This is a genomic window from Phycisphaerales bacterium (genome assembly GCA_020852515.1).
In the GTDB taxonomy this organism is placed as follows: Bacteria; Planctomycetota; Phycisphaerae; order Phycisphaerales; family UBA5793; genus UBA5793.
On sequence record JADZAS010000023.1, the window covers coordinates 147,865 to 162,662 of the forward strand.

At 64.7% G+C, this 14,798-nt stretch carries 14 protein-coding genes; 8 read left to right on the forward strand and 6 right to left on the reverse strand.

What is annotated here, in order from left to right:
* Positions 1–38 precede the first annotated feature (38 nt).
* Both IT430_15630 and IT430_15635 read right to left on the reverse strand, forming a co-directional pair.
* On the reverse strand, positions 39–446 hold the full coding sequence (locus IT430_15630) for a hypothetical protein (protein MCC6909370.1): 408 nt from the start codon (positions 444–446) through the stop codon (positions 39–41).
* Between the two features lie 307 nt (positions 447–753).
* Entirely contained in the window at positions 754–1,842 is a 1,089-nt protein-coding gene (locus IT430_15635; GenBank protein ID MCC6909371.1) for a M42 family metallopeptidase, read from the reverse strand.
* A gap of 105 nt (positions 1,843–1,947) precedes the next feature.
* On the opposite strand from IT430_15635, the gene IT430_15640 reads away from it, so the two are divergent.
* Positions 1,948–3,120 carry an aminomethyltransferase family protein gene (locus IT430_15640; GenBank protein ID MCC6909372.1) on the forward strand — a complete coding sequence of 391 codons (1,173 nt, stop codon included), beginning with the start codon at positions 1,948–1,950 and terminating at the stop codon, positions 3,118–3,120.
* 6 nt (positions 3,121–3,126) lie between these two features.
* On the opposite strand, the gene IT430_15645 is transcribed toward IT430_15640, so the two are convergent.
* The 3 genes from IT430_15645 to IT430_15655 form a co-directional block, all read right to left on the reverse strand.
* On the reverse strand, positions 3,127–6,126 hold the full coding sequence (locus tag IT430_15645) for a hypothetical protein (protein MCC6909373.1): 3,000 nt from the start codon (positions 6,124–6,126) through the stop codon (positions 3,127–3,129).
* Between the two features lie 156 nt (positions 6,127–6,282).
* Positions 6,283–7,329 (reverse strand): bifunctional methionine sulfoxide reductase B/A protein, encoded by a 1,047-nt coding sequence (locus IT430_15650; protein MCC6909374.1) that lies wholly within the window; start codon positions 7,327–7,329, stop codon positions 6,283–6,285.
* 98 nt (positions 7,330–7,427) lie between these two features.
* Positions 7,428–8,516 (reverse strand): bifunctional methionine sulfoxide reductase B/A protein, encoded by a 1,089-nt coding sequence (locus IT430_15655; GenBank protein ID MCC6909375.1) that lies wholly within the window; start codon positions 8,514–8,516, stop codon positions 7,428–7,430.
* Between the two features lie 134 nt (positions 8,517–8,650).
* On the opposite strand from IT430_15655, the gene IT430_15660 reads away from it, so the two are divergent.
* The gene (locus tag IT430_15660; protein ID MCC6909376.1) at positions 8,651–9,097 is read left to right on the forward strand and encodes a hypothetical protein; all 447 of its coding nucleotides are present in this window, start codon (positions 8,651–8,653) and stop codon (positions 9,095–9,097) included.
* A 60-nt stretch (positions 9,098–9,157) separates the two neighbouring features.
* The gene (locus tag IT430_15665) at positions 9,158–9,616 is read left to right on the forward strand and encodes a hypothetical protein (protein MCC6909377.1); all 459 of its coding nucleotides are present in this window, start codon (positions 9,158–9,160) and stop codon (positions 9,614–9,616) included.
* Positions 9,617–9,641: 25 nt separating this feature from the next.
* On the opposite strand, the gene IT430_15670 is transcribed toward IT430_15665, so the two are convergent.
* On the reverse strand, positions 9,642–10,010 hold the full coding sequence (locus tag IT430_15670) for a response regulator (GenBank protein ID MCC6909378.1): 369 nt from the start codon (positions 10,008–10,010) through the stop codon (positions 9,642–9,644).
* Between the two features lie 165 nt (positions 10,011–10,175).
* Between IT430_15670 and IT430_15675 the strand changes: the two genes are divergently transcribed.
* The 5 genes from IT430_15675 to IT430_15695 all read left to right on the forward strand — a co-directional run bounded on the left by IT430_15675 (position 10,176) and on the right by IT430_15695 (position 14,673).
* Entirely contained in the window at positions 10,176–11,159 is a 984-nt protein-coding gene (locus IT430_15675) for a sugar phosphate isomerase/epimerase (GenBank protein ID MCC6909379.1), read from the forward strand.
* A gap of 69 nt (positions 11,160–11,228) precedes the next feature.
* On the forward strand, positions 11,229–11,666 hold the full coding sequence (locus tag IT430_15680) for a GNAT family N-acetyltransferase (GenBank protein ID MCC6909380.1): 438 nt from the start codon (positions 11,229–11,231) through the stop codon (positions 11,664–11,666).
* Between the two features lie 68 nt (positions 11,667–11,734).
* Positions 11,735–12,259 (forward strand): hypothetical protein, encoded by a 525-nt coding sequence (locus IT430_15685; protein MCC6909381.1) that lies wholly within the window; start codon positions 11,735–11,737, stop codon positions 12,257–12,259.
* Between the two features lie 67 nt (positions 12,260–12,326).
* Positions 12,327–12,734: an NADH-quinone oxidoreductase subunit A gene (gene ndhC / locus IT430_15690; GenBank protein MCC6909382.1), complete on the forward strand. Its 408-nt coding sequence runs from the start codon at positions 12,327–12,329 to the stop codon at positions 12,732–12,734.
* Positions 12,735–12,870: 136 nt separating this feature from the next.
* On the forward strand, positions 12,871–14,673 hold the full coding sequence (locus tag IT430_15695) for a GGDEF domain-containing protein (GenBank protein ID MCC6909383.1): 1,803 nt from the start codon (positions 12,871–12,873) through the stop codon (positions 14,671–14,673).
* Positions 14,674–14,798 lie beyond the last annotated feature (125 nt).

The window sequence follows — 14,798 nt, forward strand, 5'->3', positions numbered from 1 at the left end:
CACGCCAGAGCCGAGAATGCGGCCGATTCAGTCGCGGATCAATTGCGGATCAGCGAGTCGAGCACCTGCGCCTGATCGAAGGCCTCGTCGAACGAGTAGACGGCGGCGAAGTCTTCGATGCGATCATCATCGCTGCACGACAACTGGCCAGACTCGATCAGGCTGTAGACGATGCGGCCGAAGTCGTCGGTGCGGTGGATGTTCCAGTGTTCGAGGACCGAGCGCGCGAGCAGGCCATACTTGGTGATCGCATACTCGCGCAGGCCGTGACAGAGTTGCTGGCCGCTGATGTGCCGCGTGCCCGCCTCCTGTTTCTTCCCGCCGCCGTGCATCTTGCCGACGGTGAAGCCGAGCGCTTCCTGAACGAAGAGGTAGGCGCTGCGCGGATACGGATTGACGGCCGGGAGTGAGGGCGAAACTCTGACCTGCTGCTGCTCTTGCGTCACTTGTGTGCTCCAGTCGAATCGCGGCACGCGTTGGACGAGCCTGTCGGTGCGATTATAGTCGGCGGCATCAGGTGCGTGCCGATGCCAGCCTCATGATTCTGCTCAACCAGATTCGACCAGCGATTTCTTCCCGCCGGATTTCCGCTTCCGACACTTTCTCTCCGCTCGGCAGCCAACCCGCAGCCGGGGATCGAATCGCAACCGGCTGCGAAAGACTTGCGGCGGACGGCTAGACAGAGAAGTAGCGGAGACCCAAGGCGCGCCTATCGGACGCTCGGGCGCGCCGCAGGCCGACCAACCCGGCTGTTCAGGCGACTTCGAGATACGCCGCCAGAAGGTTGCGAGCCGCTTGGAGATCGATCCGGTGCACCATCTCCGTCACGGTGTGGATGTAGCGCGTGCCGACGGAAATCGTGATGGCCCGGGCGCCCGAGCCGGCTCGCTGGAGCGCTGCGGTGTCGGTGCCGCCCCGGCCGAGGATCGAACGCTGGTGCGGAATGTGGTGCTTGCGCGCAATCTGCTCGAATTCGTTGACGAGCGAGTGGGCCGAGATGACCGAACCATCCATGACCGTGATCGCCACGCCATCGCCCTGCTTGGTGACCCGGTCCGTCTCACACACGCCAGGCGTATCGCAGCAGAGCGTCGTGTCGATGCCGACGCCAACGTCGGGCTTAACGGTGTAGGCGCTGGTCATGGCGCCGCGCAGGCCGACTTCCTCCTGCACCGTGAAAACGCAGTGGATTTCGCACGCATGCCCGGCTGACTTCGACGCCCCCGACCTGCCCTTGGCCTTTCCGCCCCCGGCCACCTGCCGCACGGCTTCGATTCCCAGCCAGCAGGCAACGCGGTTGTCCATGGCTTTGCTCACCAGCGTGTCGCCGATCTCCGCAAAGGGTTCATGAAGCACGACCATGTCGCCGATGCGGATTCTCTTCTTCACCGCGTCGGGCTTCATACCCAGATCGACGTAGAACTCCGTAACCTCCGGGATCTTCTTGCGGTCTTCAGGCGAGGAGATGTGGATCGGCTTGCCGCCGGGGTTGAGCACGCCGACGAGGTCGCCATCTTCAGCGCAGATAAGCACGCGCCGCGAAAAGAGATTGCGCGGATCAAAGCCGCCGGCGGGATTCAGCCACACGAACCCCTTGTCATCGATGTGCCGCACGTAGAAGCCGATCTCGTCCATGTGGCAGGCGAGCATGACCCGCAGCGACGACTGGCCCTTGGCCGCCGGGCGCGTCGGCTTGCGGACGCAGATGAGCGATCCCATCGGGTCGGTCCGCACCTCGTCGAAGAGCCCCTTGACCTCGCTTTCGATGAGAGCACGGACGCGTTCTTCACGACCGGGAACTCCGGGAGTTTCGCACAGCCTCTTGAGCAGATCGACATTCATCGAGTTTCTCGCAGCCGAAGGACTTATGATTGCACACGGAGCGGTCCGGTCGCTCCGACGAGTTGACGAGCATAACCCTTCCGCGCCGGGAGGCAAGGCGAGGCGATGGCGACCATCAGTCCACTGCGCAATCTCCAGGAACAGGCCGAGGCCGAATTCATGGTCCACGGCCGCCGCGATCCAGGCTCGGCTGCCGATGTCGCCGCCGAAGGCATCGAGATCGTCTCCACCTACGGCGAAGTCGAAGCGGAGTACGCCTCGCTGCGGCGATCGGCGGCGCTGATGGACCTGCCCCAACTGGGCATTCTCCGCGTCACCGGCGCCGACCGCGTCGATTTCCTCAACCGCATGCTCACCAATGAACTCAAGGGACTTGCGGCAGGGCAGGTCGTGCACGCCTTCTGGCTCAATCGCAAGGGGCGCATCGAAGCGGATCTCAGCGTGATCGAACTCGGCGACGAGATGCTGCTCATCGTGGACGCCACGCTGGCCCAGCGCACGGCCGACTCGCTCAGCGGATTTCTCTTCAGCGAAGATGTGGCGATTGAAAACCTCACAGGGGGGCGGCACGTCCTGAGCCTGCACGGCCCGCGCGCCATTGAGTTCCTGCGTTCAGTCGTGGAAGAGCCGCAGGCGGCCAGCCTGAGCGATCTCACGCCCGGCCGGGCCATGCGGTGCACCGTCCACGGCCACCCGGTCGTCGTTTATCGCAGCGACCAGATTCGTGAAGTTGGGCTCCATCTCATCTGCCCGGTCGACGAAGTCGTTGCCGTGCACGAGCAACTGCTCGAAATCGGCCTGGGCCAGGGGCTGCGCTCGATCGGCTGGTACGCCTTCAACATCGCGAGAATCGAAGGCGGCTGCCCGATGCACCTGATCGACTTCGGCCTCGACTCGCTGCCGCACGAGACGGGCATTCTCCGGCAGCGCGTGTCGTTCACGAAAGGCTGCTACCTCGGTCAGGAGGTGGTCGCGCGCATGGAGAGCCTCGGGCACCCGTCAAAGGTGCTCGTCGGCCTCAAGATCGAAGGCGAACACATGCCCGTCACAGGTTCGCAGGTCTTCGAGCCCGCCGACCAGATCGCCGAAGTCGTCGGCGCCGTCACCAGCGCCACGCCCAGCCCGATGCTCGGGCGCACCATCATCGCCTTTGCGATGGTCAAGCACTCCAAAACCGGACTCGGAACGGAAGTGATCGTGAGCGCCGAGGGTCAGCGGGCCCGGGCGGTTGTGCACGATCTGAAGTTCTGGCCGCGCGAGACGCCGCGCGAATCGTAGCGGCGGCTACTCGATGACGGTCTCCACGACATTGCTGGCCTTCTGGTATTCGGCGGCCTGGAGCCAGATGCGCCGGCCCACCGTGCCGCTGGGAATGCGCTGCGACAGGCTCGCCACGCCGTTGGCATCGGCGGTGCGGGCTCCGATGAACACCGGCGCGTCGATATCGACCGTGACGTCGAGTTGCGGGATGTACACGCTGCCCAGGCCACGAATCGAATAGAGGAATACGACCTGCGCGCCCGGCGTGGCGCCGGTCACGTCAAGTGTGCCGCGCACGCCCGAGACGAGTCGCGAGGAGACGAGGACCATCGGCGGCTCGCCGACGTCGTAGCGTGCGACCCATGTTCGCCACTGGCCGTTGAGCGTGAATTCGTGGTGACCCCAGAACGATCCCAGCGTCGCCGGATCATTGACGGTCGCGCTGTAGTCGCCCCAGCGGCCGCTCGTGTGGGCGGCGGTGCTTTCCTTGACGAACTGCGGCGGCTGGAACTGGCCCGGGGGGTCGCTGAACTTGCGCACGGCCCGCGACATGGAGATGTACTCATCCGGCGACGAGCGAGCGAAAGTGATTGCCGCATTGCCTTCTGCGTCGACGCCGATGCTCGGGAAGAAGGTGTGAACCGTGCCGCCGTAGTCGAGTTCACCCCACTGCGCGATCTCGGGCGTGTTGCCGCTGCCCGGCCAGCCGCGCATGTTGAACTCGTACCACCGCACCCGGGCCCGCGACGAGTTGACGTGATGCACCGCCCAGAGTGAATCGTTCATCTGAACGCAACTCCAGAAGCGAGGCTCGAAGAGGAACGGCCGGCTGCTCGAACCGCGCTGCGGCGGCTGGTTCGGATACGTGTAGGACGGAACCGTAAGCGTAAACGTGGGCCGGCTGTAGGTGCCGAACGGGTCGATGCACGCATGAAAGATGACCGTGTTGTTGGTCGTCAGTTCGGTTGACTGGAGAATGTACTGCGCCGGCGCATCCGCGTCGTGCATGACCGGAATGCCCATCGATTGCTGACTGGCGCCGGTGATGAGTTCGTGCCGGGTGACTGGCGTGCCGCCGGAGAGAATCGAATTCTTGTCGATGAAGTAGAGCAGGTACTTGTCGGGCCCGAAGAAGTCGGCCGTGAGCAGCACGTTGTTGGCGTCCACGGCCATGTTGGGCGAATCGATGTCATTATCCGAGATCGCCGTGACGTCGATGCGGTACTTCCACCAGTCGTCGCGCGTGTTGGGCGTGCTCGTCTTGGAAACCGCGAGCAGGAACATGGAGCGGCCCGTATTGCTGCGCTCGCACGCCATTGCGAAGAGCCTGTTGCTGTGCGGGTCCCACACGCACTCGGGGTCGAAGGTGAAGTTGGTAGCGCCAACTTCGCCCCAGAAGCCGAACGAGTCTTCGATTTCATCGCGGAAGAGGTTGTTGCCGCTCTTGTCAAAGAGCGAAATCTCGCCGTTGGTGATGATGAGAATGCGGTCGTTGCTGACGGCCATTTCTGGATCGGGCGGAGTCCAGCCAGTGCTGGTCACGCCTTCAAAGCCGAAGTCAGGCCCGTCGCCGCCTTCGCTGCCGAGGCGCTCGAGTTTGACGTGATTCGGGTCCCAAATCGGCGGGATGGGCGTAGCGGACTCGCCCGCGTCCGGCAGGAAAGCGAGACGCTCCACGGTTGCCGGCGCGTCCTCAACGGGCATCGCGCGGGGCAGCCGAACCGTGAGGTTGACGGATGAATCGTCGCCCTCGCTCGACTCGCCATTCCAGCACACCGCGAGACGACCTGCGTCGTCGATGACCACGCGCGAAGCGCCGGTTGCGGTAGTGATGGCCTGTGCGCCCTTCGAGTTGACGTTGAGCGCGACAGGCTCCGCCAGGATGCGGCCGCCGGCGTCGATGAGCAGACCCATCACGCCCGAGCCGTTGCCGTCGCCGCCGGCTCCGTCGCTGTTGTAGGTGACGAGGTACCGATCGTCGGCGGCGCGCACGACCGTTGCTCCGCTCTTCCAGCCATTGGAGGGCTCGGCCACGGCCACGGCATCGGTGAGCGGCGAGCCGTCGCGATCGAAGAATCGGACATTGACGGCGAACCCGCCGTCCACCGAGGTATGCCAGGCTGCAACAAACCCGCCGCCCGCAGCGGCCGCGAGCGACGGTTCGATGTGATCGTGGGCGTCCATGTCGTTGACGGTGATGGAGTCATCCGCGAGCGCCCCGTCCGCCGCGATGCGCCTGACGACGATCCGGTTGGGGTCGCCATCTTCCGTGTGTGCCCAGGCGATCCACTGGTGTCCCTCAGTCGTGCAAACGAGTGAGGGTGAGGCGCAGGCGCCCGGCTCATCGCCGCTGACCTGGAACTCGTCGCCGAGCGCGACTCCCGCCGAGTCGAATCGGCGGGCCATGATGCGGCCGCTGCCGGCAGAATCATCCACCCACGCGATCAATGCTCCGCCGTCAGCGCCGGGTACGATGGCCGGGGACATCTGGTTGCCCTGTTGCGTCTGGTTCACGGCAATCTCGCCGCTGGGATTGGCCATGCGAAGATCGAAGCGCCGCGCGACCACTGCCGCAGCGCTGCCGTCCTGTCCATGGGATTGCCAGGCGATCCAGATGTGCTCGCCGGCGGCGGTGATGACCGGCCGCTCCTGCATGCCGCGCACCGTGAGGTTGATCGGAACTTCCCCGCCGATGGGCCGGCCGAACGCGTCGAAGCGCTGAGCGACGACGGCATAGCCGCCGAACTCCTGCCTTCGGCTGTCCCAGACTGCGACAAATCCGCCGCCGGGAACGGCCGCTACGGCGCCGTGCTCCTGAGTGCTGCTCGTGAAGACGTTTGCCTGCGTCTCAATTGCGCCGCCGCCAAACAGGCTGTCGGTCGCCGACAATTCACCGGCCCCCGATCGATCATCCACCGACGCGGAGGCGAAACACGCCATCGACAGCGCTGCCGTGGCTGCGCAGGACCAGAAGCCGATGCGAGCAGCGATCGACGCACGACTTGAACAGCGCTTGGATGGCATGACTCCCCCTCTGTTTGCGGCGCGGATGTCTCCAGCCGGCTCGACCGGCCGGCTGCGGAAAGGTTACCGCACAAAACCCACGAAAGGTTGCAGCAATTCCGGGAGTTGGGGCAAATGGAGTCGAATTCCATGCCCGAGGGCGGCGGGCCCCGGACTTCAGTTCCAGGGATCGGCCACGTCGCATGTCCCGCCGTTCTTGACGACGAAGTCCTGATGCCCGACTTCGGCCGGCCAGAAGACCTTCGCTGCCTCCACCTGCGTCACGATCGGGCTCTTGTATCGGCCTGAAGCCTCGAGTTCTGCGATGAACTTCTCGGCCTCGCTCCTCTGGGCTTCGTTGACGAACCAGATGCCCGAACGATACTGGTTGCCCAGATCGGCCCCCTGGCGATTGAGTTGCGTCGGGTCGTGCATGTCGAAGAACGCCTGCAGCAGGCGGCGGTACGAAATGCGCGCGGGATCGAAGACGACCTTCACGGTCTCTGCGTGGTGGGTGTTCTCCATGCAGACCTGTCCGTACGAGGGATTCTCCACGTCACCCTGCATGTAACCACTCACCGCCTCGAGCACGCCCGGCCCCTGGTCGAAGTAGTGCTCGATCCCCCAGAAGCAGCCACCCGCAAAATAGGCGGTATCGACCTGCACCGGCTGACTCTCCGGCGGCAGCGGCTGGTCGGCCGCGTAGAACCGGAGTGAGACGGAATTGACGCAGTAGCGCAGGCCCGTCGGCGGCGGCCCATCGACCATGCGGTGACCAAGATGCGATCCGCACCGGCCGCACTGGATTTCGTAGCCGCGCACGCCTCCGCTGCCGTCTTTGATGGTTACGACCTGCTGCGGGTCAACTTCGGTGTAGAAGCTCGGCCAGCCGGTGCCGGAGACGAATTTGTGCTCGCTGGAGAACAGAGGCAAGCCGCACACGACGCAAACATAGGTGCCTTCGACGTGGACGTTGAGCAGATCGCCGCAGAAGGGCTCTTCCGTACCGGCCTTTTGAGTGACGCGGTAGGTTTCCTCATCGAGTTTCGCCACGAGCGGAGCGAGCTGCTCATCCGTCAGCGGCGTCACGTCATAGCCGGACGCGGAGTAGCGTGGCCGGATCGTCTCCTCAGCAGCGGCCGGCGCGATCAGCACGGCGACGGCAGCGCAGACCGCAAGCGTGCCCCCTACACAAACCAGCACGAGCGTCCGCCGTCGCCTCATGAGCCCTACCCCCAACAGGCAACGATAGGGGGCGCAGGCGGCGCCGGAGCGGAGAATTCCCTCCTCCACCCGTGCGTCGCTCTGTCAGGATCGAGAGTTTACTTCCACGGATCGGCGATGTGACAGGCCCGGCCGGTCTTGCTCACGTAGTCCTGGTGATACTCTTCCGCAGGCCAGAATGTTTCCGCCTTCTCTACCTGCGTGACGATGGCGCGGCCCTTGTAGCGGCCGGACGCCTCGAGTTCCTTGATGAACTTCTCCGCTTGAGCCTTCTGCTCATCGCTGGCATACCAGATCCCCGAGCGATACTGGTCGCCGACATCGGGCCCCTGCCGATTGAGTTGCGTCGGATCGTGCATGACAAAGAACGCTTCGAGCAGGCGGTGGTACGAAATGCGCTGCGGGTCAAACACGACCTTGACCGTCTCGGCATGGCGCGTGCTTTCGTAGCAGACCTGTTTGTAGGTCGGCTTCTCGACGTTGCCCTGCATGTAGCCGCTGACGGCCTCGATCACGCCCGGACCTTCATCGAAGTAGTGCTCGATGCCCCAGAAGCAGCCTCCGGCGAAGTACGCGGTCTCGGTCTTCACGGGCTGGCTCTCGGGCGGCAGCGTCTGGCCATTCTCAAAGAACGTCAGCGATGCCGAATTGAGGCAGTAGCGCAGCCCCGTCGGGGGCGGCCCGTCTTTGAACACGTGCCCGAGATGCGCGGTGCAGCGAGCGCACTCGATTTCCGTGCGCACCATGCCGTGGCTGCGATCTTCGATCTCGGTAATGTGCGCGGGATCGAAGCCGGTGTAGAAGCTTGGCCAGCCGGTGCCTGAGTGAAACTTGTGATCGCTGGAGAACAGAGGAAGCCCGCAGACGACGCAGACGTACGTGCCTTCTTTCTTGTTGTCGAGCAGGTTGCCGCAGAACGGGGCTTCAGTGCCGGCTTTCTGGGTGATGCGATACGTCTCCGGGTCGAGCCGGCTCGCGAGTTCTTCAACGCGCTCGGGAGAGAGCGGCGTGATGTCGTAATGTGACTTCGAGTACTTTGGCTTGGCGTCGGCGCGCGTCTGCATTGCTTCTCCACTGGACTCAACCTGGCCCGGATTCTGGTCGCCCCCGCGCCAGGCCATACCGGCGGCAACGGCTCCGCCTGCGAGGCCAAGGCTGAAAAGGGCGACGGCAATTCGTGAGTTCATAACACCGGTCTCCTCTGATCAACTGTAGAGAGCGGCCATGGCGGCGGCCGCAGCACTTCCCGCCCCCACTACTTTCGCCGGCCCCGCGAAGTTCAAGTCGCCGGACCTGTGGACCGGGGCTTCTATGATCGCCCGTGGTCGATCTGCAGCGGCTCCTGGCGTACGACGAGTGGGCAAACCGCCACATGGCCGCGGCCCTGGCCGGCGCCCGCGGCGATCTGACCCGCGGCCTGCGCTTGCTGGGCCACATTGCGGCCGTGCACGAACTTTTTCTTGCGCGGGCCACCGGATCCGGCCCGGTCGTGGTCTGGCCACACTGGGATCTTCGCGAGATCGACGAGTCGCTCATGCGATCCAGTCAGGGCTGGAGCAGTCTGCTGCAGCAGCGCGACGCCGGTGAAGTCATCCGCTACACGAACAGCAAGGGCGAGCAGTGGTCCAACACCATCGGCGAGATGGCCATGCACGTGGCGCTGCACTCCTCCTATCACCGCGGACAGATCGCGATGCTGCTCGCCGCCGTCCAGGCGACGCCTCCCTACACCGACTTCATCCAGGCGGCGCGCACCGGCGTCGTCTGATCCAGCGCCGGGCGGACCATCGCGGACGCGCGCGACCGACTGCGGCGATATCCTTCGGTCGTGAGCGAACGCGGCAACCGAGCACCGGCCGATGTGCATGCCCGCTACTGTGCCATGTGCGGCTACCGGCTCGATCATTTGCGCGAGTCGGGAGCGTGTCCCGAATGCGGCAGGGAGTACCGTGCGGTCACCACGCAGGGCCGCGACCTGCCGGGGATCCTCGAGATCGTGGTGCGCTTCGGTTGGCCGGTGCTGCTGCTGGCGCTGCTCCTGGCGGTGAACCTGTCAACGCTCGTGACGCGCGGCCAAGGCGTCGTCTCCTACCTTGGACTGCTGGCCTTCTTCGCCTGCTACGCCAACATTCCGGTGCAACTGCGCCTGCTGCGCCGTTCGGGCCTGCTCATGAGCGGTGCGCCTCCGGCAGCGCATGATTACTGGATGGCGATCATGATCGTGTTCGCGTTGTGCGCGCCGGTACTGATGCCCATCGCAGCTGCGTTGATCGCCCGCATGACATAGCGCCACCCGCACAACGCACTCGCGCTCAGCCCGCGGCCCGGCGGGTGGTGTCATCGATGCGCCTCGCGAGCGAATCGGGCGTGAACGGCTTGACGAGAAAATCCGTCACACCCAGGCGGAACGCTTCGATGACGCGCGGCTTCTCGGTCTCGCTCGTCACGACGATGACGGGCGTGTGGCGGTCGCGCTGGCGGAATGCCTTGACGAAAGTGAGTCCATCCATCACCGGCATGCGCAGATCGAGCAGGATGAGCTCGGGGCTGCAGGTCTCCGCCATGTCCAGCGCCTCGGCGCCGTTGGCCGCTTCGCCGGCGCACTCGTGGCCGAGCTGCTCGAGTGCGGCGCGCTGAAGCAGTCGCATCGTCTGCGAATCGTCCACGATCAAAACTCTCATGCCCCTGCGCATCGACCCGAACGCCCGGCGGCTGGAGCAGGAAATGCCCTCAGGCGCGAGGAAGTTGCCCTTGGCCGATGGTCCCACGCCTTCGGCGGTTCGATAATTCGCTCACCGGCGGCCGGCTGTCCGCGGCTGCCCCATTGACGGGCGAAAGGAACCACAATGAAACTGGGCGTGATGGCGGCGCTGTTCACCGGCATGGACTTCGATAGAGCGCTGGACTACTGCGCCGAGGTCGGCCTCGACGCGATCGAACTGCCCGTGGGCGGCTATCCCGGCAAGCCGTTCTTCGACCCGGCCAAGGTCAACGAGAGCAAGAAGCTGCTCGACGAGATCAAGGCCAAACTCAAAGACCGCCAACTCGAAGTCTCCGGCCTGGCCGTGCACGGCAATCCGGTCTCACCCATCAAGTCAGCCGCGAAGAAGGACCACGCCGATTTTGTCACCGCGTGCGAACTGGCAAAGAAACTCGGCACCGACACCGTCATCACCTTTTCGGGATGCCCCGGCGGCAGCGCTCGCGACACGATGCCCAACTGGATCACCTGCGCCTGGCCGCCTGAGTATGGCGAGGCGCTCAAGTACCAGTGGAACGAGGTGCTCATCCCCTACTGGACCGAGCAGAGCAAACTCTGCAGCCAGCACGGCGTCAAGGTCGCGTGGGAAGCGCACCCGGGCTTTACCGTCTACAACCCCGACACACTGATGCGACTGAGCGAAGCGTGCTGCGGCAGGAAGGGCAAGGCGAATCTCGGCGCCAATCTCGACCCCTCCCACTTCTTCTGGCAGGGCATCGATCCCGTCGAAGCGGCGCGCGTGCTCGGCGAAGCCGGATTGCTGTTCTACTGCCACGCCAAAGACACCGCGATCGATCCGCACCAGACGCGCATCAACGGCACGCTCGACACCCGCTCCTACGGCGACCTGCACCTGCGCTCGTGGGTCTTTCGCACCTGCGGCTACGGCCACGGCGATGAGTTCTGGAAGCCGTTCGTCTCCATGCTCCGCCGGCACGGCTACGACGGCGTGCTGAGCATTGAGCACGAAGATTCCTACATGTCCGTCAACGAAGGCTTCGAAAAAGCGGTCGAATACCTCTCCGGCGTCATCCTCAGCGAACCGGTCGGCAAGGCGTGGTGGTTCTGACGGAAGGGCATCGATGCAGAGAACATTCGTGATATGACTCCGGGCCTAGCCGTGGTAACGCTTGAACCGATGCATGAGCAGGAGAGTTCGCTGTGTGAAGCGACGCTGCGAGCCTTGCCGAAGTGGTTCGGCATCGAGAGCTCGCTCCTCGAGTACGTCCGCGACACACGGACTCTGCCGACGTGGATCGCCAGGCGCGATGATGAGCCTGTGGGTTTTATCACGGTCCGCACGCACAACCCGCTCTCGGCGGAGATCCACTGCCTGGCGGTTCGCCCTGAGCATCACCGCACCGGCGTCGGTCGCACGATGGTCCGATTGGTTGAAGGGCATGTTCGAGCGCAGGGTGTCAGGTTGCTTCAGGTCAAGACACTTGGGCCATCGCGTCACGACGAGCACTACGCGCGCACGCGACTGTTCTACGAAGCGATGGGGTTCATCCAGCTCGAGGAGATGAAAAACCTCTGGCCTGGAAACCCGTGCCTGATTCTCGTCAAGGCCCTCTGAGCCCGCGACTGGGGTTGATGCCCGGCCCCCGCGCATCGCGCGGGCCGACTAGGATGTCAGGAGTCGGATTGCTGAATCTGCTTCACAAGGAACTCGACATGCAGAGCATTGACTGGGTGGCGGTTCTGTTTCGCTGGATGCACATCGTTCCTGCGATCGTCCTGCTGGGCGGGACGATCTTCCTGGCGATCGTGGCGGTGCCGACGACCTCTGCGCCCGACGGCGCGCCGCCGCCCTGGCTGGGCAAGGTGCGCAAGCGCTGGGCCATGCTTGCCGGTGTGTGCATTCTGCTGCTGCTCGTGAGCGGCCTGTGGAACTTCATGGTCTATCGCCTGCCGGAGGTGAAGGAGATCGGGCTTTACCACGCGCTGTTCGGCACCAAGGTGCTGCTCTCGCTAGCGGTGTTCTTCATCGCGTCGGTCATGGCAGGCCGCAGCCCGGCGTTCGACCGCATGCGATCCCGGCCCGGAAAGATGCTCATGATCACGGCGGTGCTGGGCTTGCTCGTCGTGCTCCTGGCCGGCGTTCTGCGCGGCGTCCACCAGGACACCAACCTGCCGGGCCAGAATGAAATCGAACTCCCGAACGGGTAATTGACCCTGTCGCCGCGGCGCTGATACGGGCGGCGCTCGTGGATACAGTTCGGCCCTGAGCCCTCGCATGCCCCACGAAGCACCCTCGACAACCTCGCTCATCATGGCCGACTACTGGCCGATCCTGCTGCTCGTGCTGCTGGCGGTTTCGTTTGCCGTGGCCGTGCTCATCGTGACGCACCTGCTCGGGCCGCAGCGAGCCGGCGCCGTCAAAGCCGGGGCCTACGAGTCGGGCATGAACCCCATCGACACGGCCCGCAAGCGCTTCAACGTCCGATACTACCTCCTGGCGATGACGTTCCTCGTCTTCGACGTTGAGATCATCTTCCTCTACCCCTGGGCGACGACTTTCCGGCAACTGGCGCCCGGCAGCGAATTGAGCGCCGTTTTTCTCGGCCGCATCCTGTTCTTCCTGCTCATGTCCGCGGCGGCGTACGTGTACGCCTGGCGCAAGGGCGTCTTTCGCTTCGACTGAAGTCCAATCGGCCCCGCCGGCGTCTTTGGATCCCCGCTCGGAGATGCACACCATAAACCGGGAAGTGCTGGCCACTATTGGCCGATGCTGTAAGTGTGTCATCTGATCGGGGGATGCGCGACCAAGGGCGTGTGGCATGGGCGACAACCGACCGAGCGGGAGTGTGGACGCAGCCGATCTCAAGGCGCGGCTCAGCAGCGTGATCGCCTCGCGCGCTCTGCGGGTGGTCTTCCAGCCGATTCTTGAATTCCGCACCGGTTTGGTGGCAGCGCGTGAGGGGCTGATCCGTCCGCTCGACGGCGGCCCGTTCCCGCACACGGGCGCGCTTTTTGAAGCCGCCGAGCGCGTCGGTATGCTGGGTGAACTTGAGCGGGCCTGCCTCGAGGTCATCTTCAGCGCCGCCCAGGACCTGCCGCCGGGGGAGTTCCTCTTCGTCAACCTCTCGCCCTCGGTCTTTGCCGATCCGCGGATTGTGGATGACGTCGCGGCGATCTGCCGCAACTGCTCGCGGCTCGAACCCAGCCACGTCACGATCGAACTCACCGAGCGCAACGAAGCCGCGAGCGTCGAGATGCTCGCCGCACAGGCCGACGCATTCCGTGACCGCGGGTTCCAGTTCGCGATCGACGACGTCGGCGCCGGCACGAGCGGGCTCAATCGCATCATGCGCCTGCGACCGAACTGGCTCAAACTCGACCGCGAACTGATCTCAAATCTCGACGCCGACCCGTTTCGGCGCAACCTGCTTCAGTTCTTCGTTCACTTTGCGCGCCTCAGCAGCATGCTGCTGCTGGCCGAGGGCATCGAGCGGGAAGAGGAACTGCGCACGGCGATTGATCTGGGCGTCGCGTTCGGCCAGGGGTTTCTGATCGCGCGACCCGCCGCCGCCGCCAATCAGGGCGTCGATCCGCTCTGGGTTGAAGTGATACCGCACATGCAGCACCGCATGGAGCAGCGGCGCTTCGAAGACCCGCGCATGGCGCCCATCGGCGAACTGGCGCAGCCGCTCATTTCCTGCCCGGCCGAGATGACCGTCGCCGACGCGGCTGAACTGATCGGCCACCTGAGCAGCGCGGCCACGCTCGCGGTTTTGGATGGGCAGCGCGTGCTCGGGGCCGTCGCGCCTCCCAGGATCAGGGAAGCCTGCAAAGCCGACCCCGAAGCCACGCTGGGCCGGTTGTGCCGCCCGGGCGTGATCGTCGCCAGCCCGGACATGACGATTGCCGAGACGATTGACTGGGCGGTGCTCCGTCCTGATTCGGAGATCATGGAGCCGATCCTCGTCGCCAGCGAGGATGTCGTGGGCATGCTCTCGATGCGCTCGCTCATCATGGCGGCCGGGAAGATGCGCCCCGAAGGCTCGCCTCACACGGCGTCGCTCACCGGTCTGCCCAACCGCGTCCAACTTGACTGGCAGATTCAGAGGCGCCAGGACCAGCGAGCCGCGACCTCCGCGGCCGTGATCGATATCCGCTTCTTCAATCGCTACAACCGAGCCTACGGCTTTGAGATGGGCGATACGATGCTCCGTCAACTGGCCGCCCTGCTCATGCTGCACTTCGGCGAGCGCGAAGCAGATGAATTCATCGCCCATGTGACCGACGATCATTTCATCATCATCTCCCCGCGGGCGGACCTGAAGGTGCGCATGCAGGTGCTCGCCGCCGAGTTCGATCGATCGCGAAGCCAGTTCTTCAGCGCCGAAGAACTCAAGCGCGAGTCGTTCGCCGCGCCCGGTCAGCCTCCGGGCCGCATGCCGCTGTGCAGTCTGCGCGCGTTCGTTGTTGCGGAGATCCTCAACCGGATCTGCTCAAGCAGCGACCTGATGGACGTCTCGAGGCGCGGGCGCCGGCGGGAAGACGCCGGGAGCGTCGGGCACCAGAGCACCGTGAAGGTCGTGAAGATCCGGCAGGTCAAGTCGTGCCGCAGGGCCGCCTGACCTCCGGCTGACGCCCCGATTCGCCATCCGATGTGCACAAACCGTGGATCGTCCGGGATTGTCCTGTCCGTTGGCCACCCGCGCCCGCGGAATGTGATACCCTGATCCCAACCGCACCGATGTTG